General features: G+C 55.1%; 19 protein-coding genes, 1 tRNA gene and 1 pseudogene. 14 read left to right on the top strand and 7 right to left on the bottom strand.

All coding sequences use genetic code 11. The annotated features are described in order from the left end of the window. Positions 1-5: 5 nt before the first annotated feature. The 3 genes and pseudogenes from AC2FCQ_RS13270 (at position 6) to xylR (ending at position 4,186) form a co-directional block, all read left to right on the top strand. Complete coding sequence (locus AC2FCQ_RS13270) at positions 6-1,547, top strand: xylose ABC transporter ATP-binding protein (protein WP_490308380.1); 1,542 nt, start codon at positions 6-8, stop codon at positions 1,545-1,547. Then, a pseudogene (gene xylH, locus AC2FCQ_RS13265) lies at positions 1,525-2,709 on the top strand (xylose ABC transporter permease XylH). Before AC2FCQ_RS13270 ends, xylH begins: the two are co-directional and overlap by 23 nt. Positions 2,710-3,007: 298 nt before the next feature. After that, on the top strand, positions 3,008-4,186 hold the full coding sequence (gene xylR / locus AC2FCQ_RS13260; RefSeq protein WP_209637965.1) for a D-xylose utilization transcriptional activator XylR: 1,179 nt from the start codon (positions 3,008-3,010) through the stop codon (positions 4,184-4,186). A 53-nt stretch (positions 4,187-4,239) separates the two neighbouring features. Here the strand turns inward: xylR and AC2FCQ_RS13255 are convergent, their stop codons facing one another. Continuing rightward, on the bottom strand, positions 4,240-5,094 hold the full coding sequence (locus AC2FCQ_RS13255; RefSeq protein ID WP_209637963.1) for a LysR family transcriptional regulator: 855 nt from the start codon (positions 5,092-5,094) through the stop codon (positions 4,240-4,242). A gap of 126 nt (positions 5,095-5,220) precedes the next feature. Between AC2FCQ_RS13255 and AC2FCQ_RS13250 the strand changes: the two genes are divergently transcribed. From AC2FCQ_RS13250 to AC2FCQ_RS13240, 3 genes are all read left to right on the top strand, one after another. Further along, entirely contained in the window at positions 5,221-6,420 is a 1,200-nt protein-coding gene (locus tag AC2FCQ_RS13250; RefSeq protein ID WP_490308379.1) for a CynX/NimT family MFS transporter, read from the top strand. A gap of 75 nt (positions 6,421-6,495) precedes the next feature. Beyond that, entirely contained in the window at positions 6,496-7,842 is a 1,347-nt protein-coding gene (locus AC2FCQ_RS13245; protein ID WP_209637959.1) for an esterase-like activity of phytase family protein, read from the top strand. 101 nt (positions 7,843-7,943) lie between these two features. Continuing rightward, positions 7,944-8,038, top strand: a tRNA-Sec gene (locus AC2FCQ_RS13240). Positions 8,039-8,143: 105 nt separating this feature from the next. On the opposite strand, the gene AC2FCQ_RS13235 is transcribed toward AC2FCQ_RS13240, so the two are convergent. Next, on the bottom strand, positions 8,144-8,545 hold the full coding sequence (locus tag AC2FCQ_RS13235; protein ID WP_209637929.1) for a MerR family transcriptional regulator: 402 nt from the start codon (positions 8,543-8,545) through the stop codon (positions 8,144-8,146). Positions 8,546-8,615: 70 nt separating this feature from the next. On the opposite strand from AC2FCQ_RS13235, the gene AC2FCQ_RS13230 reads away from it, so the two are divergent. Both AC2FCQ_RS13230 and AC2FCQ_RS13225 read left to right on the top strand, forming a co-directional pair. Then, positions 8,616-9,839 (top strand): NADH:flavin oxidoreductase/NADH oxidase family protein, encoded by a 1,224-nt coding sequence (locus AC2FCQ_RS13230; protein ID WP_490308378.1) that lies wholly within the window; start codon positions 8,616-8,618, stop codon positions 9,837-9,839. A 630-nt stretch (positions 9,840-10,469) separates the two neighbouring features. Next, positions 10,470-11,219, top strand: coding sequence for a LuxR family transcriptional regulator (locus AC2FCQ_RS13225; protein WP_209637925.1), 750 nt, complete (start codon positions 10,470-10,472; stop codon positions 11,217-11,219). On the opposite strand, the gene AC2FCQ_RS13220 is transcribed toward AC2FCQ_RS13225, so the two are convergent. Further along, positions 11,188-11,823, bottom strand: coding sequence for an acyl-homoserine-lactone synthase (locus AC2FCQ_RS13220; protein ID WP_209637923.1), 636 nt, complete (start codon positions 11,821-11,823; stop codon positions 11,188-11,190). The genes AC2FCQ_RS13225 and AC2FCQ_RS13220 overlap by 32 nt on opposite strands. Positions 11,824-12,210: 387 nt before the next feature. Beyond that, complete coding sequence (locus tag AC2FCQ_RS13215; RefSeq protein ID WP_209637921.1) at positions 12,211-12,798, bottom strand: histidine phosphatase family protein; 588 nt, start codon at positions 12,796-12,798, stop codon at positions 12,211-12,213. A 146-nt stretch (positions 12,799-12,944) separates the two neighbouring features. Here AC2FCQ_RS13215 and AC2FCQ_RS13210 point away from each other — a divergent pair, with 146 nt between their 5' ends. Further along, on the top strand, positions 12,945-13,181 hold the full coding sequence (locus AC2FCQ_RS13210) for a DUF4282 domain-containing protein (RefSeq protein WP_209637920.1): 237 nt from the start codon (positions 12,945-12,947) through the stop codon (positions 13,179-13,181). Positions 13,182-13,321: 140 nt separating this feature from the next. On the opposite strand, the gene AC2FCQ_RS13205 is transcribed toward AC2FCQ_RS13210, so the two are convergent. Next, entirely contained in the window at positions 13,322-13,636 is a 315-nt protein-coding gene (locus AC2FCQ_RS13205) for a hypothetical protein (protein WP_490308377.1), read from the bottom strand. A gap of 47 nt (positions 13,637-13,683) precedes the next feature. On the opposite strand from AC2FCQ_RS13205, the gene AC2FCQ_RS13200 reads away from it, so the two are divergent. Next, positions 13,684-15,132: an alpha/beta hydrolase gene (locus AC2FCQ_RS13200; RefSeq protein WP_490308376.1), complete on the top strand. Its 1,449-nt coding sequence runs from the start codon at positions 13,684-13,686 to the stop codon at positions 15,130-15,132. Here AC2FCQ_RS13200 and AC2FCQ_RS13195 read toward each other — a convergent pair. Then, positions 15,129-15,878 (bottom strand): NAD-dependent epimerase/dehydratase family protein, encoded by a 750-nt coding sequence (locus AC2FCQ_RS13195; RefSeq protein WP_209637916.1) that lies wholly within the window; start codon positions 15,876-15,878, stop codon positions 15,129-15,131. The two genes, AC2FCQ_RS13200 and AC2FCQ_RS13195, sit on opposite strands and share 4 nt — an antisense overlap. Before the next feature lie 92 nt (positions 15,879-15,970). Beyond that, positions 15,971-16,834: a LysR family transcriptional regulator gene (locus tag AC2FCQ_RS13190; protein WP_490308375.1), complete on the bottom strand. Its 864-nt coding sequence runs from the start codon at positions 16,832-16,834 to the stop codon at positions 15,971-15,973. 114 nt (positions 16,835-16,948) lie between these two features. Here AC2FCQ_RS13190 and AC2FCQ_RS13185 point away from each other — a divergent pair, with 114 nt between their 5' ends. From AC2FCQ_RS13185 to AC2FCQ_RS13170, 4 genes are all read left to right on the top strand, one after another. Beyond that, positions 16,949-17,707: an SDR family NAD(P)-dependent oxidoreductase gene (locus AC2FCQ_RS13185; RefSeq protein ID WP_404760612.1), complete on the top strand. Its 759-nt coding sequence runs from the start codon at positions 16,949-16,951 to the stop codon at positions 17,705-17,707. 261 nt (positions 17,708-17,968) lie between these two features. Further along, positions 17,969-19,828, top strand: a complete 1,860-nt coding sequence (gene bglF, locus AC2FCQ_RS13180; protein WP_490308374.1) for a PTS beta-glucoside transporter subunit IIABC — start codon at positions 17,969-17,971, stop codon at positions 19,826-19,828. Between the two features lie 14 nt (positions 19,829-19,842). Next, positions 19,843-21,246 carry a glycoside hydrolase family 1 protein gene (locus tag AC2FCQ_RS13175; protein ID WP_490308373.1) on the top strand — a complete coding sequence of 468 codons (1,404 nt, stop codon included), beginning with the start codon at positions 19,843-19,845 and terminating at the stop codon, positions 21,244-21,246. Positions 21,247-21,491: 245 nt separating this feature from the next. Beyond that, complete coding sequence (locus tag AC2FCQ_RS13170; RefSeq protein WP_490308372.1) at positions 21,492-22,886, top strand: carbohydrate porin; 1,395 nt, start codon at positions 21,492-21,494, stop codon at positions 22,884-22,886. The last annotated feature ends 3 nt before the right edge of the window (positions 22,887-22,889 follow it).

Raw genomic sequence — 22,889 nt, 5'->3', positions numbered from 1 at the left:
GAATAATGCCCAGCCTATTAGAAATGAAAAATATTACCATGCAGTTCGGTGAGGTTAAGGCGGTGGATAATGTCAGTCTGAAATTGGAGGCCGGCCAGGTATTATCGCTGTGTGGTGAGAACGGTTCGGGAAAATCCACCCTGATGAAAGTGCTGTGCGGAATATATCCGCACGGCAGTTATCAGGGAGATATTTATTTCTCTGATGATTTATTGGTGGCGAAAAACATCCGCGACACGGAGCAGAAAGGCATCGCCATCATTCACCAGGAGCTGGCGCTGGTAAAGCAAATGACGGTGCTGGAAAACATGTTTCTCGGCAATGAATGGCGGCGATACGGCGTGATGGATTATGACGCCATGTACCTGCGCTGCCGACGCATGCTGGCGCAGGTCAAGCTGGAGGTCGATCCCAATACCCCGATTGGCGAATTGGGGTTGGGGCAGCAACAGCTGGTGGAGATCGCCAAGGCGCTGAACAAACAGGTGCGGTTGCTGGTGTTGGATGAACCTACGGCGTCGCTGACTGAAAGCGAAACCGCAACGCTGCTGGCAATCATCGGCGATCTGCGGGATCACGGCATCGCCTGCATCTATATTTCGCACAAGCTGAACGAGGTGAAGGCGATCTCGGATCTGATCTGCGTGATCCGCGACGGCAAGCATATAGGAACACGTTCGGCGGCGTTGATGAGCGAGGACGACATTATCTCCATGATGGTGGGGCGTGAGCTGACCGAGCTGTATCCGCAACAACAGCATGAGATAGGCGAGGTGATCTTGCAGGTGGACAATCTGACCGCCTGGCATCCGGTAAACCGTCAGGTTCGCCGGGTGGATGATATTTCCTTCAGCCTACGGCGCGGCGAGATACTCGGCGTGGCTGGGCTGGTCGGCTCTGGGCGTACCGAGACCATGCAGTGCCTGTTCGGCGTCTACCCTGGCCGTTGGCAGGGCAGCATCACCCTCAATGGTCAGCCGGCCATCATAAATAATTGCCGCCAGGCGATAGGGTACGGCATCGCTATGGTACCGGAAGACCGCAAGCGCGATGGCATCGTTCCTGTGATGGGCGTGGGAGCCAATATGACATTGGCAGCGCTGAACGACTTCAGCGGCGTATTAACCGTGATCGACGATGCCCGGGAACAGGCGACCATTCGCCAATCCCTGGCTCAACTTAAGGTGAAAACCTCCTCTCCTGAATTGGCTATCGCCCGGTTGAGCGGTGGCAATCAACAGAAGGCGATTCTGGCCAAGTGCCTGCTGCTGAAGCCGAAGATTCTCATTCTGGATGAACCAACGCGCGGCATCGACATCGGTGCAAAACAGGAAATCTATAAGTTAATTAATCAACTGGTACAGCAAGGCATTGCGGTGATTGTGGTGTCTTCCGAGTTGCCGGAAGTGCTGGGATTAAGCGATAGGGTACTGGTGATGCACCAGGGGCGCATCAAGGCGTCGTTGATCAACCGCGGCCTTACCCAGGAACAGGTGATGGAAGCCGCATTGAGGAGTGAAACAGATGTCGAAAAATACGCAGTCTGAGGCGATCGCGCCACCAAGGGTGGAGAAAACACCGACAGTGAAGCGGAACGCCATTAATTTGCAGGTGTTTGTCATGCTGGCGGCGATAGTCGTTATTATGCTGTTCTTTACCTTTACCACCGAAGGGGCCTATCTCAGCGCGCGTAATATCTCCAACCTGCTACGCCAGACGGCGATCACCGGTATTTTGGCGGTTGGCATGGTGTTTGTGATCGTTTCGGCTGAAATCGATCTGTCGGTCGGTTCGATGATGGGGTTATTGGGCGGCGCAGCGGCGATTTTTGACGTCTGGTTCGGTTGGCCGCTGCCGCTGACCATCGTGGTGACACTGTTGGCCGGTCTGTTGTTGGGCGCCTGGAACGGCTGGTGGGTTGCCTACCGCAAAGTCCCTTCGTTTATCGTCACTTTGGCGGGGATGCTGGCCTTTCGTGGCATCCTGATCGGCATCACTAATGGCACCACGGTGGCACCGACCAGCGGCGCCATGTCGCAAATCGGCCAGAGTTATCTGCCGAGCGGGCTGGGGTTCGGTATCGGCGCGGTGGGGCTGACACTGTTTGTGGTATGGTAATGGCGGCGGCGTAGCCGACGCGTACAGCTCGGCTTGCCCGTAGCGGCGCCTGCCGGTGACGTGACCAGACAAAGCATTTTGGCGCTGCTGGTACTCGGCGCAATCTATTTGCTCAACGATTACCGCGGGGTACCTACGCCGGTGTTAATTCTGACCGCGTTGATGCTGGCGGGAATATTTATGGCTACCCGCACGGCCTTTGGCCGCCGGATCTACGCTATTGGCGGCAATATTGATGCTGCGCGCTTATCGGGGGTCAACGTCGAGCGCACCAAACTGGCGGTATTTGCCATTAACGGTCTCATGGTGGCGATTGCCGGTCTTATCCTCAGTTCGCGGTTAGGCGCCGGTTCGCCTTCGGCGGGCAATATCGCCGAGCTGGACGCTATCGCCGCCTGCGTGATCGGCGGCACCAGCCTGGCAGGCGGCATAGGCAGCGTGGCCGGGGCGGTGATGGGGGCGTTCATTATGGCATCGCTGGATAACGGCATGAGCATGCTGGACGTACCGACGTTCTGGCAGTACATCGTCAAGGGCGGCATTTTGCTGCTGGCGGTATGGATGGACTCCGCCACCAAACGCCGGGCTTAAGAATATATTCTTCATACTTGACGCTGTATCTGTGTTGGCTGCGTTATTCAGCCCATCCCTGGGTCTCACCCCTTACGGGGCCGCTGCAAGCAGCGTTCAAATCTGCTCCTAGCAGATTTGTCACTCACCCGAATCACTTACTTAAGTAAGCTCATCGGAATGAGTTCCTTTGCCGCCTTGATACAACGTCAATGATTTTGGATATAGCTTTAGAGATCACAGTTATGAGGTGATGCCTGCTGCTCCCACAGAGAGGTTGTGTTATCCCAGAGAGCAGTCTACTTACCGGGGATGCCGCATGTTCGAAAAGCGCTTTCGTATCACGTTGCTATTCAACGCCAATAAAGTGTATGACCGCCAGGTGGTTGAGGGTGTTGGGGAGTATTTACAGGCTTCACAGTGCGACTGGGATATCTTTATCGAAGAGGATTTTCGCTGCCGTATCGACAACATCAAGGATTGGCTGGGTGATGGGGTGATTGCCGATTTCGACGACCGCGAAATCGAACATTTGCTGCATAACGTCAAGGTGCCGATTGTCGGTGTGGGCGGTTCTTATCACCGTGAAGAGGATTACCCGCCGGTGCACTATATCGCCACGGATAATCAGGCACTGATAGAGGCGGCGTTCACTCACCTGAAGGAAAAGGGCATTAATCGGTTTGCCTTCTACGGATTACCGAGCGAAGGCGGCAAGCGCTGGGCGCAGGAACGTGAATATGCTTTTCGTCAGCGGGTGCTGCTGGAGCAGTATCAGGGCGTGGTCTATCAGGGCATGGCCACCGCGCCGGAGAACTGGCAATACGCCCAGAACCGGCTGGCGGACTGGGTGCAGACGTTGCCACAGCAGACCGGCATTATCGCCGTGACCGATGCGCGTGCGCGCCATCTGCTGCAGGTTTGCGAACATCTGGATATCGCGGTGCCCGAAAAGCTGTGCGTAATTGGTATCGACAATGAAGAACTGACCCGTTACCTGTCGCGGGTGGCGTTGTCTTCGGTGGCGCAGGGCACCCGCCAGATGGGCTATCGTGCCGCCAAGCTGCTTCATCAACTGCTGGATAGCCGCGAGATGTCGCTACAACGCATTTTGGTGCCGCCGGTGAAGGTGATCGAGCGTCGTTCTACCGATTTCCGTTCGCTGCGTGACCCGGCGGTGATTCAGGCCATGCATTATATTCGTCACCACGCCTGCAAGGGCATCAAGGTCGAACAGGTGCTGGATGCGGTTGGCCTGTCGCGTTCCAATCTTGAAAAACGCTTCAGGGATGAAACCGGCGAAACCATCCACCATGTGATCCATCAGGAAAAGCTGGATCGAGCCTGTAACCTGCTGAAGGCAACCTCGTTGACCATCAACGAAATCTCGCAAATGTGCGGCTACCCGTCGTTGCAATATTTCTATTCGGTGTTCAAAAAAGGCTATGACATGACACCCAAAGAGTATCGCGAGCGCTATGGCGAGGTTAGCTATTAGGCCGGATGTAGCCATAATGGCTACATGTGTAGCTGATAAGGCAACAGGTTAGCTCACACCAACCCACAAAACGCTTTTAACCGTTCGGCCAGTGCCGGGGTGGCAGCGGGGGCGCCGTCGCGGTAATACAGCGCCAGTTCAATGTTGTCTATCGGCGGCAATCCTTCGGCGATGCCCAGTACCCGGTGGCTTGGCAAGCGACAGCCGGCGGGTAACAGCGTTACGCCCAATCCGGCGGCAGAAGCGGCTGTGAGTGCTGCCAGACTGGTGCTGCTGTAGCCGATGCGCCACCGCTTGCCCAGATTATCCAATGCCTGGCACAAATCGTCGCGGTATAGCCCATTGAGCGGGAACACCGCCAACGGTACCGGAGATTGCTCAATCGCCGGGAAGGCCAGGCTATCGAGCCACAGCAGCGGCTCCGGCCTGGCGGCGCGCGGCGGTTGGTTACGGCGCTGTTTTACCAAAATCAGGTCCAGTTCTTCACGGGCGTAGGCGCTGTGCAGATCCGCGCTCAGGCCGCTGGTGACGTCCAACCGCAAATGCGGGTGGGCGCGGCTAAACTCTGCCAGCAATTCGGTGGTCGGTGCGGCAAAATCCTCGGGCATTCCCAGTCTTAACACGCCATCACGCCAGATGCCGGTTAAGGCATCGTGCGCTTCCTCATTCAGTGCAATGATCCGCCGCGCATAGCTCAACAGTTTCACCCCCTCTTCGGTGAGGAGCACCTGATGAGACGAGCGTTCAAACAGCGGCTTACCCAGCATATCCTCCAGCCGGCGCACCTGTTGGCTAACAGTGGATTGCGACAAAAACACCCGTTCTGCGGCGCGAGTGAAGCTGTTGCTGTCACACACGGCGACAAAGCTGAGCAGTAATTGCGGATTAAACATCGGGTAGCGATTCATTTTCCCACTGTTGGCTATTTTATTATTTAATTTCCCAATACTAACGGGGGAGCCTACAGTTAGGCAACGCTGCGGCGGTGACTCTGTGACCCCGCACTCCTCATCCCGGAAGTTCAGGAATAGACCGTGTTAAATCATTTTGTAGTTCCCCCCCTTTTACGCCGCTGGTTCAACCCTCTGCTGTGGGTTTTGGTGCTTATTGGTTTGAATATGCGGCCGTTGCTGACCTCTATCGGCCCGCTGTTGCCGACGTTGCGGCAGGCGACCGGCCTGAGTTTTGGCGGCGCAGCACTGCTGACCACCTTGCCTGTGTTAATGATGGGGCTGATGGCGCTGGCAGGTGGGGCGATCAACCGCCTGTTCAGCGAGCGGACCAGCGTAGTGTTGAGCTTGCTGGCGATTGGCGTGGGTGCCGCCTGGCGGGAGCTGGCACCAGGCAGCACGCAATTGATGCTGAGTGCCGTACTGGGTGGGCTGGGGATAGGTGTGATCCAGGCGGTGATGCCCGGCATTATTAAACATCACTTTCTAAAACAAATGGCATTGGTGGCCGGGTTGTGGTCTGCGGCGCTGATGGGCGGTGGCGGGCTAGGGGCAGCGATTACCCCCTGGCTGATGAACATCGGCCATGACTGGCACAGCGCACTGGCGTGGTGGGCGGTGCCGGCATTAGTTGCCTTGATCGCCTGGTGGCCAGTGAGCCGTAGCTTGGCACGCCTGACGCCGTCGGGGACTTCCCGCGGACCGAGCCTGCTGTTCAGCCGCCGAGCCTGGTTACTCGGTGCCTATTTTGGTTTGATCAATGGCGGTTATACCAGCCTGATCGCTTGGCTACCGCCCTATTATATGCAGCTCGGCTGGCAACCACAGGCCAGCGGAACTTTGCTGGCACTGATGACCTTTGGGCAGGTGGTGGGGGCGCTGCTGTTGCCAGCGCTGGCGCGTTCGGCGGATCGTCGCCCGCTGTTATTACTGGCGCTGGTCATGCAGTTGATTGGTTTCGTCGGGCTTATCTACCTGCCGCAGACACTGCCGTGGGTATGGGTATTGCTTTCCGGTTTAGGATTGGGCGGTGCTTTCCCGCTGTGCCTGGTGCTGGCGCTCGACCATATACCTCACCCTGCGGCAGCGGGGCGGTTGGTGGCGTTTATGCAGGGCATCGGCTTCTTGCTGGCGGGCACCACGCCCTATATTTCCGGCCTGCTGCGTGATTACAGCGGTGGTTTTGTGCTGGACTGGCAAATCCATGCATTGCTGGTGGTGGTGCTTATTGCGATTACCTGGCGCTTCCACCCGCACAGCTACCGGCGGGCGTTCGCCGAATAATATTTTTGTCATTGCGGCTCCCTATAGTGACGTTGCTTTTACCTCTGGGTAATAACAACAAAAGGGAACCATGACATGCACATCACCAAAACCCGTCTGGCGCTGTTGGCTGGCTGTATGGCGCTGAGCACCAACCTGTGGGCTGACGCCCAACCGGTGCCGGCGACCTTGGCCGGGCACGCGCTATTGGCCGTAAAATCCAGCGTCACTGCGCCGCAGGATGCGCCTGCCGATTTACAGCAAAGCGGCAAATACACCAGCGGCAAACGCGTGACCGAACTGGGCAGCGTAGCGGGTAAATCCGCCGATCGCATGACCGGTATTGGCCTGCCGATCAACGGCCAGCCGTTACAGGGGCATTCCGGCATCAAACATATGCCAGACGGTACCTACTGGGTACTGACCGACAACGGTTTTGGCAGCAAGGCCAACTCGCCGGATGCCATGCTGTACCTCAATCATTACAAAATCGACTTCAGCAACGGCACGGTGACGCCGCTGAAAACGGTATTCCTGCACGATCCCGATAAAAATGTACCCTTCCATATCATCAATGAGAGCACCGACAAGCGTTACCTGACCGGCAGCGATTTCGATCCGGAAAGCTTCCAGTTCGCCGACAATGCCCTGTGGATCGGCGACGAGTTCGGCCCTTATCTGATCAAGGCCGACCTGAACGGCAAGGTGCTGGCGGTGTTTGACACCAGGGTGGACGGCAAAGTCGTCAAATCGCCAGATAACCCGACGCTGACGCTGCCGGGGGCGCCGGACGGCAAACAGAATTTCCAGGTGGCGCGTTCTAAAGGCTTTGAAGGCATGGCGGCGTCGCCGGACGGCAGCAAGCTGTACCCGTTGCTTGAGGGCGCGCTGTGGGATGGCGAGAAGTTTGAAAACCTCGACGGCAAACGTTACCTGCGGGTGCTGGAGTTCGACGTGAAACAGCAGGCCTGGACCGGCCGCAGCTGGCAATACGTGTTGGAAGACAACCAAAACGCCATCGGTGATTTCAATATGATCGACGCCACCCACGGGCTGGTGATCGAGCGCGACAACGGCGAAGGCACGCCGGATAAAGCCTGCGTTGCGGGTGCGCCGACCGACAATTGCTTCAGCCAGGTAGCGAAGTTCAAACGGGTGTATAAAATCGCTTTCTCGGATGCCAACGTCGGCAAACCGGTAGAAAAACTGGCGTATATCGATCTGCTGAACATTCAGGACCCGAACAAGCTGGCGCGCAAGCCGCTGAACGACGGTGTACTGACCTTCCCGTTCTTCACCATTGAAAACGTGGACGTGGTGGACGGCAGTCATATCATCGTCGGTAACGATAATAACTTCCCGTTCTCCTCCAGCCGCCAGCCAAACGTGGCGGATGACAACGAATTTATCTTGCTGGACGTGAAGGAACTGTTGAAGCCTTAACCCTGTATGCCTCCGGTGCATTGCCGGAGGCTACCGCCATTTCCCTCTTAGCGCCAAGGGTAAACTGCGCTATAATCAGCCCCTTGCTTCCGATTCCCGAAGGAAGATCATCGTCCCCGGTGGGGCGGCCGGACTTCAAATCCGGTTGGGGCCGCCAGCGGTCCTGGGCAGGTTCGACTCCTGTGATCTTCCGCCAATCGAGTTCTTCTGTGATCTCCGCCAAAGCTATAATCAGCCGCCTGGCGCAGTCAGGCTGCGTCGAAGCCCCGCTGGAAGGAAAACGAGAAGGATCGTTTGGATTTTATCTTCTTCTTTTGGGGGGCAATATTGGTTCGGGTGTGTTCTGGCAAATCCCCGTCAGCCCTAATTCGAGCAGTTTCTGTCGGGCATCCAGCAACGCCTCACGTTGTTGACTCAGGGTTTCCATCAGTTGGTCAATCTCAACCAAGCGTAGATCCATGCCTTGCATCAACCCATCCTGGTATGCCGTGCCTTGCAGGGCAAGCACCTTGCGGATAGCTCCCAGCGTGAAACCCAGATTTTGTCCAATCTGAATCATATGCAAGCGCTCCAGAGCACCTTCTTCATAGACGCGATATCCATTGGCACCGCGCACCGTCTTGGGCAGTAACCCTTGCTGTTCGTAGTAACGTATCGCCGATGCGGCTAGCCCGGAACGTTCCGCCAGTTCGCCTATCTTCATGCCCTATTGACCTTAAAGTTAACTTTAAACTTAGTATAACTATTCTATTGTCGATTGAGGAGTCAGCATCATGTTCACCCCACTTACCCTGCCCAATGGCAGTATTTTGCCGAATCGCTTGGCCAAGGCCGCGATGGAAGAGAATATGGCTGAGTCAGGTCAACTGCCTGGCCTCACGCTGCAGCGCTTGTATCAATCCTGGGCTGATGGCGGTGCCGGTTTGATCATTACCGGCAACGTGATGATTGATGGCCGAGCCATGACCGGCCCTGGGGGGGTGGTGCTTGAGGAAAATACGCCGTTGGAACCGTTCAGGGCGTGGGCAAAAGTCGCACGCCAAAACGGGGCTCAGGTTTGGATGCAAATCAATCACCCGGGTCGCCAGGTGATGGCCAGCATGGGTGGCAACGCTTGGGCACCCTCCGCGATTCCGCTGGCGCTGGGGAAGCACAGTAAGCTGTTTGCGCAACCCATTGCCATGAGCTTGAAGCAAATCGACGAGGTGATCGAACGCTTTGCAGCCACCGCCTATGCCGCCGAGCAGGCAGGTTTTACCGGGGTGGAGATCCACGCGGCGCATGGTTATTTGATTTCTCAATTTTTGTCACCGCTCACTAACCAGCGTACCGATCAGTGGGGGGGTAATCTCAATAACCGTGCTCGTTTACTGGTGGAGATTGTACAGCGAGTACGTGAGCGCGTGTCTCCCCATTTCTGCGTCGCGGTTAAGTTGAACTCTGCCGATTTCCAGCGCGGTGGATTCTCTGAAGATGATGCGAAACAGGTAATTATGCTGCTGAATAAACTGCCGGTCGATCTGATCGAGTTGTCTGGCGGCAGTTACGAAAGCCCAGCGATGCAAGGCCAGACCGCAGACGGTCGTCGGCTAGCACGTGAGGCTTATTTTCTGGAGTTTGCCCGCGAACTTGCCGCCGTCGCCAGCATGCCGGTGATGACGACGGGCGGTATTGCACGTAAGTCTGTGGCTCAACAGGTGTTGGATAGCGGCGTCGCTGTTGTGGGTATCGCGACGGCCATGGCGGAGGTGCCGGATCTGCCGCTGCAATGGAAAGCCGGCCATGAACCGCATGCATTACCAACCCCGGTAACATGGAAGAATCAAATGATGGCGGCGCTTGCCCGTATGGCATTGATCAAGCGGCGTCTCCGCGCCTTGGGGCGTGCCCGCTCTAAGAATGTACGCTATTCGCCGTTGTTCACATTGATCGTGGATCAGTGGCGAACCTCGCGTATTACCCGTCGCTACCGTGAATGGTTACAGTTACGCGGCTGACAGATAGGTAACGGGGAATTTCAATGGGTTTAATAGGATTCAGCATCAGAATCCTTGGTTGAGGCAATGGCGCTAGGCGGTTATGGATTTATTTTAACGGCAATGGAAATCTCTGATGCAGGATAGGTTTTGCTTATTCAGCGAAGGTTAAGGTAAGTCTTTTATAACGCCTTTATATCTGCTTAATAACTATATTAAATTATTATTCTTTTCAAGTAGCGATCTGATTTACCAAAACGGTGTCACGTATAATAATTTTCGCTCTTCCTCCTGATTCTTTGGGCGTCGACTTTGTTTCTAGTAATTATTGTTACCTGAATGGTACCGGAATGCTTCGTTCCTATCAGCGCACTTTGCGAAGATGGGTTTGAAAGGATAAATTAGCAGTGCTAAAGTAAGGCTCCCGGCCAGCAGTGACTTTTTGGATATCCTGTCTGACCGGAAATTTTTCCCTGGTGTTGGCTGTGTTGGCTACCTGACCGTATAGGTCAGGTTTTTTTTCCAGCGCCTAACGAGATTCATTATATGTTGCGGTTCCGAATCCGTAAGTTGTACTTAAGTCCCATCCATACCTATACTTAAGTTCAGGTTGTCTCACTAAAGGGAAAGCCAGACCGCCACGGAGCCTGTATGTTTTCTATCTTCAATGAAAATCAAACAATAACGGAAACGCTCCGAGATCATATCGACAGAAAGCTGTCTGCACTCGGTAGCCCGGAATACGCTTATACGGTTGTTAGAAAGAAAAATCCGTCAGATGTGCTTATCATTTCCAGTTACCCTGATGAATGGGTGGACCTCTACCGTGCCAATAATTTTCAACTCACCGATCCGGTGATACTGACCGCGTTCAAACGCACCTCGCCATTTGCGTGGGATGAAAATATCACTCTCATGTCAGATCTGAAGTTCACCAAGATTTTCTCGCTTTCTAGACGGTACAACATCGTGAACGGCTTCACTTTTGTGCTGCATGACCATATGAACAATCTGGCGTTGTTGTCTGTCATTATCGCCAACAACGGACAAGGTGAACTGGAAAAGCGGCTCTCGTCCGATCGCGGAGCCATGCAGATGTTGCTGATCGATATTAATGAACAGATGTATCGTCTTGCTGGCTCCGCTTCATCCAACAGTCATAAACACCATGTAGACAAGGATAAACCCATTTTTACTCATCGGGAGAATGAGGTACTTTATTGGGCCAGTATGGGAAAAACTTATGGAGAGATTGCTGCCATTGCAGGCATTTCCGTGAGTACGGTGAAGTTTCATATGGGTAATATTGTGGTTAAGTTGGGCGTCAGTAACGCCCGGCAGGCCATCCGGCTGGGCGTTGAGCTGGAGCTTATAACGCCGGCAGCGACAGCGGCCAGGTGATAACAGACGGTGCCGAACAACCAAGCATGCTAATGATCCCTGATGCCATTTGGTTCCGATCTTCTTGCCCTGTCGGTAGAACTATCAGATAAATACGTTCGCGTTCGCTGAGGAAAGCTTCTTTAAGTACGCGGATTTGCCACCCTGAGCGTTCGAGTATCCTCAACATCGCCCGACTCACGATTGTGTGAATGTCATTGCGTTTATGGTGCTGGGCCCAATTGATCATGGCCAGGAACAGAGCCTGACTGACTGGGTACCGCTCGCCAAGTAGCCGCCGCGCCCGAGCTTTGTCGACAAAAAAGCGACTTGATTCTATTCCATCTATGGGGAGCTCCACGCTGTCAAAACAGGTGCGGAATGTGTGGGTTATCATGTTGGGCTGGCTCAGCGCGGTAAAACGCACGCTGCAGACCAGCTGCCCTTTGCACAAGCCGAGTATGTAGCGCGTGCCGGAGTTATCAAACTCATCAAACTCCATATCGAGGTTGCATGCTACGTCCCAACCCAACCGATCGCTAAAAGTTTTCTTTCTCAGCCGGTAGAGCTCGTTAGAGTGTGTCATTCTCAGCTCTTCGTAGCTGATATCAAATAGTTCAAGCATTCCATGACCCTTTTATTATTAGCGTGAATATATTGCGGTTTTCAAACAGCCTGCCGGTATTCTACAAAGATTTTATGTTGGGCGATCAAAACAAGATCATGCAGGAAGTTAAAAGAGAACTCGGGTGTCGAAATTCCCGCTTTGTACAATAACTTTCTCTCTGCTGGATGATGAGATCTTGTTTGTGAATACTGCGGGCAGTCGGCTGAGTCTGGGTAAGAGAGGGCCGCAGGTTAATAATTATTTGGCTATGCCAAATCAATAAGCCATCCACCTGAGTTGTTCAAAATGATTTTAAACGGATAATAACCCTTTTATTTCTAGAGGGGGTGCCATTATAAATAGACCCCACGATCAAGCTCTCAGAGCAGTTGCCTGCAATCTTACTTATCCTGCAGAAGGGCAATTTTCTGACAACTGGGTCAAACCCTCGCTTTCCTGCCTGAATGATACCTTGCCCTGATCCAGCGTAACCACAAAGATGCTGTCGAAGTCGCTGCCTGGCCATTCGGGCACTAGACTGGCGTCGCCACCGCGTGCGGCAACGATGTTCTTCACCGCCTTATCGAGATTCTTATGCTCCCAAGCGATGAAGATACGCGAGTTCTGGTATTTATCGCTGAGCAGCTCTTGCTGCAACCCGGCGATATCATTGGCGTGGAACTGAAGGCCGATCGGTAACCCCACGCGTACGGCGGTGGGCATAATGGTCGACAGCGCCCGCAGCGAACTGCCGGTTTTATTCTCTTTCGGCCCGGCGGCAAAGATAAAGTCCGGCTTGCCATAACGGTTCAGTAGCACGTCTGGCAGCGCCAGCGCGCGGTTCAGCCCTTTGCAGGTTAACTGGCCGCTGTTGTCGGCGGGTTTTTCACCGTGGCGTACGAAGATCAGCGTTTCCTGTGCCAGTGCGCTTTGGCTGAACAGCAACAACGCCGCCAAACCGCCGAGTATTTTCTTGCCCGTTTTGTTAAGCATCCTCAACCCTTATGTAATGGCTTGTTGATTTCAGTGCGCTTTTCGTCGCGTTACTCGTTATCATAACCGGTGTGACAAAAAAGGGCGTGTCGCACCGATGCGGCGCCTCTGGGATAATTAAATACTGGCCTAAGGAAGGATTTACAATGAAAAACATTTTCTTTTTTGACGCGATGCTGACACCGAAAATCATCACCGGCGTTTACTGGCTTTGCCTGCTGGGCATTCTTCTCGGCGGGATCGGTTCTATGTTCTACGGTGAGTTCTTCCGTGGTCTGTTTGCTATCATTATCGGCGGCGTGTTCACTCGCGTTTGCTTCGAAATGATCATCATTGCGTTTAAAAATAACGAATACCTGCGCAAAATCTCCGAAAAACCGTAATTAAGTCACTAACATCAACTATGTGTCGAAAGAGGGGGCGCTCATGGCCCCCCTTTATCCAGGGATTCAGCCGTGATTTTCCGACGGCAGATCCTGTTTTCACCGTAACGCATAGACAGCGATTAGCAGACCAAGGCTGGTTATGGTTTTACTTCACCCACCCAGTTGGGTGAAGTAAAACCATAACCAGCATTAATAGCGATCCCCCCAAGCCAAACACCGCCAGAGGCACCCAGATTGCACGCTGAGATATTGGCCGCAGAGGCCAGAATTGGCGCGCCGACAGCTTTCTTCATCACGTACATTTGCAATGGTGGAATGGTGCCAAAACCAACTGGACCAAGGAAAAACACACTTACTACGGATAGTGGCTTGCTGTGAATAGTGTTATTCGCCCGGCCTGCTGGTTCCAACCGGTTTTGGAAAGTGCGAGCGGCTGCTGCCGCTGATGGCATTTAGCACCTATAATCGCTGCAGGATAACCGTGAATTCAGGAGTGGGTATGCCTTCCAGGGCGATAATCAAATGGACTAAACGGCTGACAATCGTGGTTGTTACCGTGTTACTCACACTGTTTGCGGTACGTATTTACGACACCCAAAGCGGTCCGGCGCTGGAGCCGTGGCATACTTTTGTGCCGCATGAGCTGTCTGCCGCCGAGATGGATAAGACCAATTGGCAGGGTTATCTGGCTGCCGAAAGCCGGGTATTTGATGACGTGAAGGCTAACGTCACGGACAAACTCTCCGCCAGCGAACGTATCCCCCTTAACCGCTATTTTGACGGCAGCCCGGTGTATCCAGAGCACTTTGTCCGGGACTGGAACCGTTCTTACGAACTGATGCCGCAAGGCGAGCCACGTGGCGCTGTGGTGTTGCTGCACGGTTTGACCGATTCCCCTTACAGCCTGCGACACATCGCTGAGAACTATCGGCAACACGGTTATGTGGCGGTCGGTATTCGTCTGCCGGCACACGGCACGGTGCCGGGCGCATTGACCAATATTGAATGGCGCGACTGGTTGGCGGCGACGCGATTGGCCGTGCGTGAGGCGCGGAGTAAGGCCGGTGGTGATAAACCGTTGCATATCGTAGGCTTTTCCAACGGCGGGGCGCTGGCGATGAAGTATGCGTTGGATGCACTGGATGATCCGCAGTTGGCGGTGCCGCAGCGGTTGGTGTTGATTTCACCGATGATCGGCGTCACCAGCTTTGCTCGTTTCGCTGGCATTGCCGGCTGGCCTGCCGTGTTCCCTGCCTTTGCCAAAGCGGCGTGGCTCGGTGTGCTGCCGGAGTTTAATCCCTTTAAATACAATTCATTCCCAGTCAATGGTGCACGCCAGTCTTATCTGCTCAGTAACGGGCTGCAACAGCAAATTGCCCTGGCGGCGCGTGACGGAAAGCTGGAGAAATTAGCCCCTGTGCTGACCTTCCAGTCTGTCATGGACTCCACCGTGAGCACCCGGGCGGTGATCCGGGCGTTATATAACGAACTACCGGCTAACGGCAGCGAACTGGTGCTATTTGACGTTAATCGTACGATAAATTTTGGGCCACTGCTGCGGCCAAATGCGGCGGCTGCGGTCAGTCAGCTGCTGCCACCACCGCCACGTCGTTACCAGACCACGGTGATCGCTAATGCCTCACCAGAAAGCAGTGAGGCGATCGCCCGTGTTACACCGGCTGGAGCGACCACCGAAAGCGATCTACCGCTAGGTATGACCTACCCGACGGATATTTATTCGCTGTCGCACGTGGCGTTGCCCTTCCCGGTGAATGATTCACTGTATGGCCGGTTCCCCGAGCAGCGCAATGAGTTCGGCATCAGCCTTGGCACCATCGCTGCGCGCGGCGAACGGTCGGTGTTGGTGGTCGATCTCGACTCGCTGATGCGCATTGCCTCCAACCCATTTTTCCCTTACGTGCTCCAGCGGATTGATAACAAGCTTTAGGCAAAACCGAGAATGCTGAACGCATCATCCTGCGGGTAGTAGCCGAGCAAGCGGCTGGTTTCCTCCAGCGACAGCCGCTTATAGCGGTTGTTGGAAACGCCGTGCACCACGGCATGGTGTACACCTTCGATACGCAGGCAACGTTCCAGCAGATCGGCCGCGTCGCGGTGGCTCAGGAAAGCGCTCATATCACGAGCACTGAGCTGTTCGCCATATTCTAGCGTGGTGAAATTGGCGATGCGTACCGACAAGGCAGACAGCCCCTCTTGATGGGCAAAATAGGCGGCGATACCTTCGCCGAATGCTTTGCTTACCCCGTAGAGGTTTTTCGGTTTGGGGGCATCTTGTGGCCGAATTTGGTAATCCAGTGCGTAACCTTCCACCGCTTGCGCACTGCTGGCGAAGACCACGCGTTTGCAGCCTGCGTCTTTGGCTGCCCGAAAAATATTGAAGGTGCCGAGGATATTGTTATCCATCAGCGAGTGACAAAAGTCCGCATCGGGCGAGGGATCGGCCGCCAGGTGCAGCACCGTATCGATATTGGCGCAGGCCTCACGGCAGGCTGCGATATCGGCAATGTCGAAACTGATCACCTCATCGCCCGGTTGCAGATCGGTCAGCAGACCGAGCTCTTTTTCCGCCAGCCGCAGCTGATAGCGATTTCCCACCGATTGACGGAATGCCGTCGCGACCCGGCCACCTGCGCCGGTAATCAAAATTCGTCCAAACTCTGTACGTAAAGTCATGATCTCAGCCAGTCCTAAAGTCCATTATGCCGCGATCAGTAATAATCCCCTGCGTGAGTTTTGTCCAGCATTCAATTAGCAGTGCTGATGCTTTATGGCGTGGGCGGACATTTTTTTTCGATGATTTCAGTCAGGAACGTCATCACTGCGCGAATGGCTGGGGAGCGCGCCAGATCGGGATAAGTGACCAGCCATAGCTCGCGTGTTGGCGCGGCAATTGACGTGGGCAGTGTCACGAGTTCTGGGTCGCTATCGGCAACAAACGTCGGCAATACTACGGCCCCTAGCCCCGAACGTGCGGCTTCTTGCAGAGAGAAAAGATCGCTGGCCTCAAAGACCACCGGGCGACCCTGCAACAGCTGCTGCAGCCATTGTTGATGGGGCTGGTGTTGGTAGTGATGGTCGTAGGCGATAAAAGCCCGGGCGGCCTCTGGTAAGGCGGCGTGCTGCCGCGTGGCGTACAGCGCGTAGCGCATAATGCCGATGCGTTTTATCAACAGGTCCGGCTGCTGTGGCCGCACCATGCGCACTGCCACTTCGGCGTCGCCGCGATCCAGTTCGGCGATCGCCGACTCGCCAGAGAGCACCAACGTAATATGCGGAAAAGCCTGATGAAATTGCGCAATATGCGGAGCGATAACCCGGGCGGCGACCGACGGCGGGGCACTGATGCGCACCTGGGTTTGCGGTGTGTCCCCGGCGCTGCGTGCATGACGCACAATGGCATGGCTTTGATTTTCAACGTCGGCTGCCAGCCCGGCAATCATTTTTCCGTCCTCGGTCAACGGCGTGCTGCGCGGCAGGCGGTGAATCAGCCGTAGCCCAAGCGATTTCTCCAGTGCCGCCACTCTCCGGCCAACCGTCGCGTGATCGCAGCCCAACTCCCGCGCCGCTGCCGACAATGAGCCGGTGCGTGTCAGCACCACAAAGTGTTTTAAATCCTGCCAGTCGAACATCAGTGAATTCCTGCACAGTATCGTTGCAAATTTATGGAATATTCACACAGAGTGGGGTGTGATTCAATGGCATTATCGTTGTAACCAGATTGAATTATTCAATAAGGTAATCTTATGTATTTGCGGCTGAAGGGGCGTGTCGCGCTGGTGACCGGTGCGAGTGAGGGGATCGGTGCGGGTATGGTCCGGGTGCTGGCTGCGCAGGGGGTATCCGTGGTGGCGACCGCCCGCCGTGAAGATCGCTTACTGGCTCTGGCTGATGAGGTAGAACAAGCGGGTGGCGTACGGCCCTGGGTGATTGCGGCGGATATTACCGATGCGGGAGCGCTCGACCGCATGCTTACGCAAGCTATGGGCCGGTTTGGAACCATTGATATTGTGATTAATGCCGTCGGCGGTGCCCGCCCGACCGCATTGAGTGAAGGCGATGCGGGTTGGGAAGAGGCGTTTGCCCTGAACTTCACGCCGGCGCGTCGGGTGACTCACGCACTGTTGCCCGGCATGCAGGCGCAGGGATGGGGGCGGGTCATCAACATCAGCGGCTCGATGGAACCACGCAGTCTGAATGCTGCGACGGCTGCCAAGGGGGCAATACATTTGTGGGCCAAAGGGTTAGCGGGGGAAGTAGCGGCACAAGGCATTACCGTCAATACACTGCAACCCGGGCGGATTAACAGCGAACAGGTACGTGAAAAGCTGCACCCGACCGAGGCGGCACGCCTGGCGTTTATCGCTCAGAACATCCCGATCGGTTACTTTGGCGAGCCGGAAGATGTGGCCAATCTGGCGGCGTTTCTGTGTTCCCCGCTCGCGCGATATATCACGGGTGCGGTTATCCCGGTAGACGGCGGTATGCACTATTTCGCCCACTGACGTGGTTTTGTCTGCTGGGTCACAGTTCAATAATTTGGCGCCGTAGGGTCTTGCTCCAGCAAAATAGGGAGTGTTAACGTCTTAGCTCAACCGATTTAGGGTTGTCACTGCTTCGGCAGGCAAAACCTAAACCTCGTGTTTCTGTTCCCGTCTGGGCGCAGAGACCATGAGGTTTAGGTTTTTTTTTGCGCTGAATTCCGTAACGGCGATGGGCCATCGCGCTACGGAGGTCGGCAGAACGTGGATTTTAAGGGTAACGCGATGAAATATGAAACATTAGCCCGTGAGATTTTGGCCGGCGTCGGTGGCCGCGACAACGTGAGAAGTTTGGTGCACTGTGCTACCCGCCTGCGGTTCAAACTGCGCGACAACCAGCGTGCCGATGCCGCTGCGCTGAAAAAAAATCCCGGTGTGATCATGGTGGTGGAAAGTGGCGGGCAGTTTCAGGTGGTTGTGGGTAATCACGTTGCGGAAGTTTATAACGCAGTCAATCAGGTCGGTAGCTTGGGTGATGGCGTGTCGGCGGATGATGACGGAAAAAAGGAAAACCTGTTTAGCCGATTCATTGACGTGGTGTCCGGCATTTTTACACCGCTGTTGGGGGTGATGGCGGCTTCGGGGATCCTGAAAGGTTTCCTGGCGTTGAGCCTGGCTTGTGGCTGGCTGCTGGAGAGCAGCGGTACCTATAAAATGTTGTTTGCCGCCAGCGATGCCCTGTTCTATTTCCTGCCGATTATGCTGGGTTATACCGCCGGTAAAAAGTTCGGCGGTAATCCCTTTATTACCATGGCAATCGGCGGTGCATTGACCCATCCGCTGATGATGGCGGCATTCAATGCCGCACAGCAGCCTGACGCGGTGCGTGAATATTTCTTCGGCATTCCGCTGACCTTTATCAACTACAGCTCGTCGGTGATTCCGATTATTTTCGCCGCCTGGGTTTCATGCCGGTTGGAGCCGCTGTTTAACCGGGTGATCCACAGCGCGTTGCGCAATTTTGTCACGCCCTTGTTGTGCCTGGTGATTACCGTTCCGCTGACATTCCTGCTGATTGGCCCCGCGGCAACCTGGCTTAGCCACCTGTTGGCCAACGGTTATCAGGGCATCTACGCGTTCAATCCCATCATTGCAGGCGCCTTTATGGGAGCGATGTGGCAGGTGTGCGTGATCTTCGGTCTGCATTGGGGGCTGGTGCCGTTGATGATCAACAACCTGAGCGTGTTTGGCCGCGACACCATGGTACCGCTGCTGTTGCCGGCCGTGATGGGGCAAGTAGGGGCGACGCTGGGTGTGATGTTGCGTACCCGTGATGCCAAATTGCGGGCGTTGGCAGGTTCCGCGATTGGCGCCGGGATCTTTGGTATCACCGAGCCGGCGGTGTATGGCGTGACCTTGCCGAACAAACGGCCGTTTATCTTTGGTTGTATTGGCGGTGCGCTTGGTGGGGCGGTGATCGGTTATTTCCATACCGCTACCTACTCCTTTGGCCTGGTGAACATCTTCACCTTTGCGCAGATCATTCCTTCCGCTGGCTTTGACGCCACGGTGTGGGGCGCAATCGCCGGTAGTTTACTGTCGTTTTGTTTCGCGGCGGTGGCCAGCTATCTGTTCGGTGTTGCACCTGCCGAAACTCACGAGGAACCGACACCTCCTGCCCCCCTTAACCGCAAAGAGTGCGTTGTTAGCCCGATTGCCGGTGACGTGATGCCGCTGGAACAGGTCAATGATGCCACTTTTGCCAGCGGTCTGTTGGGCAAGGGGGTAGCGATTGCCCCGCAGCAAGGCCGGGTGGTGTCGCCGGTCGCCGGGCGTGTGGCCTCATTGTTTAAAACCCGGCACGCCATCGGCATTGAGTCGGACGATGGCGCGGAGATTTTAATCCACGTCGGCATAGATACGGTCAAGCTCGACGGTCTGCATTTCAGCGCTCATGTGCAAGAGGGGGACCGGGTGCAACCAGGCGATCTACTGATTGAGTTTGACCAGGCGGCGATCCATGCCGCCGGCTTCGACACGACGACACCGATCATCATCAGCAACAGCGATGACTACGTCGAGGTCTTGGCCAGCGGCGAGAGCAGGGTGCAGGAACAGGCGCCACTGCTGACTTTATTACGTTAACCGAGGAGAAAACGATGAGCAGCAAATTCCCAGACCATTTTCTGTGGGGCGGTGCGGTCGCGGCCAATCAGGTGGAAGGAGCCTATCAGACCGACGGCAAAGGGCTGTCGACCTCTGATTTGCAGCCGCACGGCATCTTCGGCGCGATAACACCGCGGGTCGAGGGCGACAGCGGTATCAAGGACGTGGCGATCGATTTTTATCATCGTTATCCCCAGGATATCGCGCTGTTCGCTGAAATGGGCTTTAAGTGCCTGCGCACCTCTATCGCCTGGACGCGTATTTTCCCGCAGGGCGATGAGGATGTCCCGAATGAAGCCGGCTTGGCGTTCTATGACCGGCTGTTCGATGAAATGGCAAAGTACGGCATTCAGCCATTGATCACCCTGTCACACTACGAAATGCCGTATGGCTTGGTGAAGAACTACGGCGGGTGGGGTAACCGCAAGACCATCGGATTTTTCGAGCACTACGCGCGCACTGTGTTCGAACGCTATAAGCATAAGGTCAAGCATTGGTTGACCTTTAACGAGATCAATATGTCGTTGCACGCGCCCTTTACCGGTGTCGGGCTGAAGGAAGACAGCAGCAAGAGCGAGATTTATCAGGCGATCCACCACCAGTTAGTGGCCAGCGCAAAAGCGGTAAAAGCCTGCCATGACATTGTGCCGGGCGGCCAAATTGGCAATATGTTGCTGGGCGGCATTGTCTATCCGCTGAGCTGCAGACCGGAGGATGTGCTGGAAACCCAGCGCCAAAACCGTGACTGGTTGTTCTTTGGCGACGTACAGGCACGCGGCGATTATCCGGCCTATATGCGGCGTTATTTCCGCGAAAACGGCATTCAGGTCGAGATCACCGCCGAAGACCGCCACGCGCTGCGCGAAACCATCGATTTTATCTCCTTCAGCTATTACATGAGCGGCTGCGTCACTACCGACGAACAGCAAAACAACGCCGCCCGCGCCAACATTCTCAATATGGTGCCGAATCCGCACTTAGCCAGTTCAGAATGGGGTTGGCAGATCGATCCCGTTGGTCTGCGCTATTTGCTGAATGTGTTGTATGACCGCTACCAAAAACCGCTGTTTATCGTGGAAAACGGACTGGGGGCGAAGGACCGCATTGAAGCTGATGGCAGCATCAACGACGACTACCGTATCAATTATCTTAACGACCATCTGGTACAGGTGGCGGAAGCGATCGACGACGGCGTAGAAGTGATGGGCTACACCAGTTGGGGGCCGATCGATCTGGTCAGTGCCTCGAAAGCCGAAATGTCCAAGCGCTACGGCTTTATTTATGTCGACCGTGACGATGCCGGTAACGGCAGCCTGGAACGCCGCCGCAAAAAGAGTTTCTACTGGTATCGTGATGTGATCCAAAGCAACGGTAACAGCCTGAAAGACAAAGCCTAAGTTTTATCCATCCCCCGGTGGCAACCACCGGGTTATTACCTTTATCTACTGCTGCCAATGTTTGGGGAATTACCCCCAGGGAATGCTGTTGCCCGCAGCTACCCCCGTATTTCAAACCGCCGCATTGTTGGCGACGCGTGCTCACCCCTTTCACTTACTTCAGTAAGCTCCAGGGGACTCCCACGCTTGCCGCCTTGCTGCAATTCGAAATCCGTCGGGTATCAATATGTTGGAGAAATATAATAATGAAATACCCATTACCTCACTTTGTTACCCTCGCCGGGTTATTGCTGGCCTGCGCCGGCGCACAGGCCGAAACCTTGCAGTCAGCCAAAGACGTGGAGGCACCCACCGCCAAATGGCAAGGTGTCGCACTTGGCTTTGAACCGCCGCAGGCAGGGCTGTTGGGGGATATGTTAGGGATCAGACCGATCCTGGAAGATCATGGTTTTCACTATAATCTGGGTTACCTCAGCCAGCTTTCTTATAACGCTGGCGGTGGATATAACCACGACAAGCAGGCTTCTTATATCGATCAGTTCTCGCTGACCTTCAGTCAGGATCTGCAGGCGCTGACGGGTATTCCGGATGCGGTAATTGAAGGCAATATCGTTAACCGCAACCATGATAACAACCTGACACGCGATCGCCTGCAGGATCCCCGCGTCAACCCGACCGATCTGTCGCAGGAAAGCTATGGCGGCCAGTCGATCACCCGGTTGGGTTGGCTGACCTTTAGCCGCAGTTTTCTCGATCGCCGGCTGCAATGGCGCATTGGCATGATGAACAAGGTGCAGGATTTCGATCAGATCATTCCCTGCGATTTCCAAACGTTGACCCTGTGCGGCGGCAAATCGGCCAACTCGTTGACTTGGTATAACTGGAACGTCCACTACTGGGGCACCACCTTGCAATATAAACTGACCGATGGGCTGACCTTTAAAACCGGTGTGCTGGAGCAAAACCCGAGTGCCCCAAGCCGCAGCCATGCCTGGAGTTGGTCGACCAAGGGCAGCAAGGGCGTGTTGCTGCCGATGGAACTGGAATTGAAAACCAACGCGGTCAATCAGTTGCCGGGGGTCTACAATATTGGCGTGTTATTTACCAATGCCAGCCAGCAGGATTTGTATGAGGGGGTCTCTGGTGGCCCAGGGGCGAGCGATCCGAACGGCTATCGCAGCCATGATCGCACCTGGTTCCTGTACACCGGCTTTAACCAGCAGGTAACGCGCCACCCGGATGACGCTAATCGCGGTCTTAGTCTGTTCTACAGCCTGGGGCTGGCGGATCAACGCTCCAACTATATGCATTACTCCACTTCGACCGGCATTCGTTATCGCGGGCTGTTTGATGCGCGCCCGGATGATTGGCTGGGCTTGGGCATATCGATGGTCAAGCTGAGCAACCATTATCAGGATAACCAGCGCTATTTGAATCAAATCAACAAGGCTACCGACTATAACGATCCCAACTATCACCCGGTACCGGGGCACTCGGTGACGGCGGAACTCTATTACCGCTTCAACGTCACTCCGTGGCTGCAGTTACAACCGGGGGTGCAATATTGGCACCATCCGGCGGGCGTCAACGAAACGCAAGATGCCTGGGTGACGGCGCTTAAAACGGTGGTGACTTTCTGACGG

Source organism: Serratia sp. CoH_134_PS_4 (assembly GCF_058190535.1).
The sequence above is the reverse complement of the archived record's forward strand: the minus strand, read 5'-3'. Positions and strand labels throughout refer to the sequence as shown.

Coding starts and splice junctions, on each gene's coding strand:
- AC2FCQ_RS13270 (WP_490308380.1), top strand. CDS start 6: ATGCCCAGCCTATTAGAAATGAAAAATATTACCATGCAGTTCGGTGAG.
- xylR (WP_209637965.1), top strand. CDS start 3,008: ATGTTCGAAAAGCGCTTTCGTATCACGTTGCTATTCAACGCCAATAAA.
- AC2FCQ_RS13255 (WP_209637963.1), bottom strand. CDS start 5,094: ATGAATCGCTACCCGATGTTTAATCCGCAATTACTGCTCAGCTTTGTC.
- AC2FCQ_RS13245 (WP_209637959.1), top strand. CDS start 6,496: ATGCACATCACCAAAACCCGTCTGGCGCTGTTGGCTGGCTGTATGGCG.
- AC2FCQ_RS13235 (WP_209637929.1), bottom strand. CDS start 8,545: ATGAAGATAGGCGAACTGGCGGAACGTTCCGGGCTAGCCGCATCGGCG.
- AC2FCQ_RS13230 (WP_490308378.1), top strand. CDS start 8,616: ATGTTCACCCCACTTACCCTGCCCAATGGCAGTATTTTGCCGAATCGC.
- AC2FCQ_RS13225 (WP_209637925.1), top strand. CDS start 10,470: ATGTTTTCTATCTTCAATGAAAATCAAACAATAACGGAAACGCTCCGA.
- AC2FCQ_RS13220 (WP_209637923.1), bottom strand. CDS start 11,823: ATGCTTGAACTATTTGATATCAGCTACGAAGAGCTGAGAATGACACAC.
- AC2FCQ_RS13215 (WP_209637921.1), bottom strand. CDS start 12,798: ATGCTTAACAAAACGGGCAAGAAAATACTCGGCGGTTTGGCGGCGTTG.
- AC2FCQ_RS13210 (WP_209637920.1), top strand. CDS start 12,945: ATGAAAAACATTTTCTTTTTTGACGCGATGCTGACACCGAAAATCATC.
- AC2FCQ_RS13205 (WP_490308377.1), bottom strand. CDS start 13,636: ATGCCATCAGCGGCAGCAGCCGCTCGCACTTTCCAAAACCGGTTGGAA.
- AC2FCQ_RS13200 (WP_490308376.1), top strand. CDS start 13,684: ATGCCTTCCAGGGCGATAATCAAATGGACTAAACGGCTGACAATCGTG.
- AC2FCQ_RS13195 (WP_209637916.1), bottom strand. CDS start 15,878: ATGACTTTACGTACAGAGTTTGGACGAATTTTGATTACCGGCGCAGGT.
- AC2FCQ_RS13190 (WP_490308375.1), bottom strand. CDS start 16,834: ATGTTCGACTGGCAGGATTTAAAACACTTTGTGGTGCTGACACGCACC.
- AC2FCQ_RS13185 (WP_404760612.1), top strand. CDS start 16,949: ATGTATTTGCGGCTGAAGGGGCGTGTCGCGCTGGTGACCGGTGCGAGT.
- bglF (WP_490308374.1), top strand. CDS start 17,969: ATGAAATATGAAACATTAGCCCGTGAGATTTTGGCCGGCGTCGGTGGC.
- AC2FCQ_RS13175 (WP_490308373.1), top strand. CDS start 19,843: ATGAGCAGCAAATTCCCAGACCATTTTCTGTGGGGCGGTGCGGTCGCG.
- AC2FCQ_RS13170 (WP_490308372.1), top strand. CDS start 21,492: ATGAAATACCCATTACCTCACTTTGTTACCCTCGCCGGGTTATTGCTG.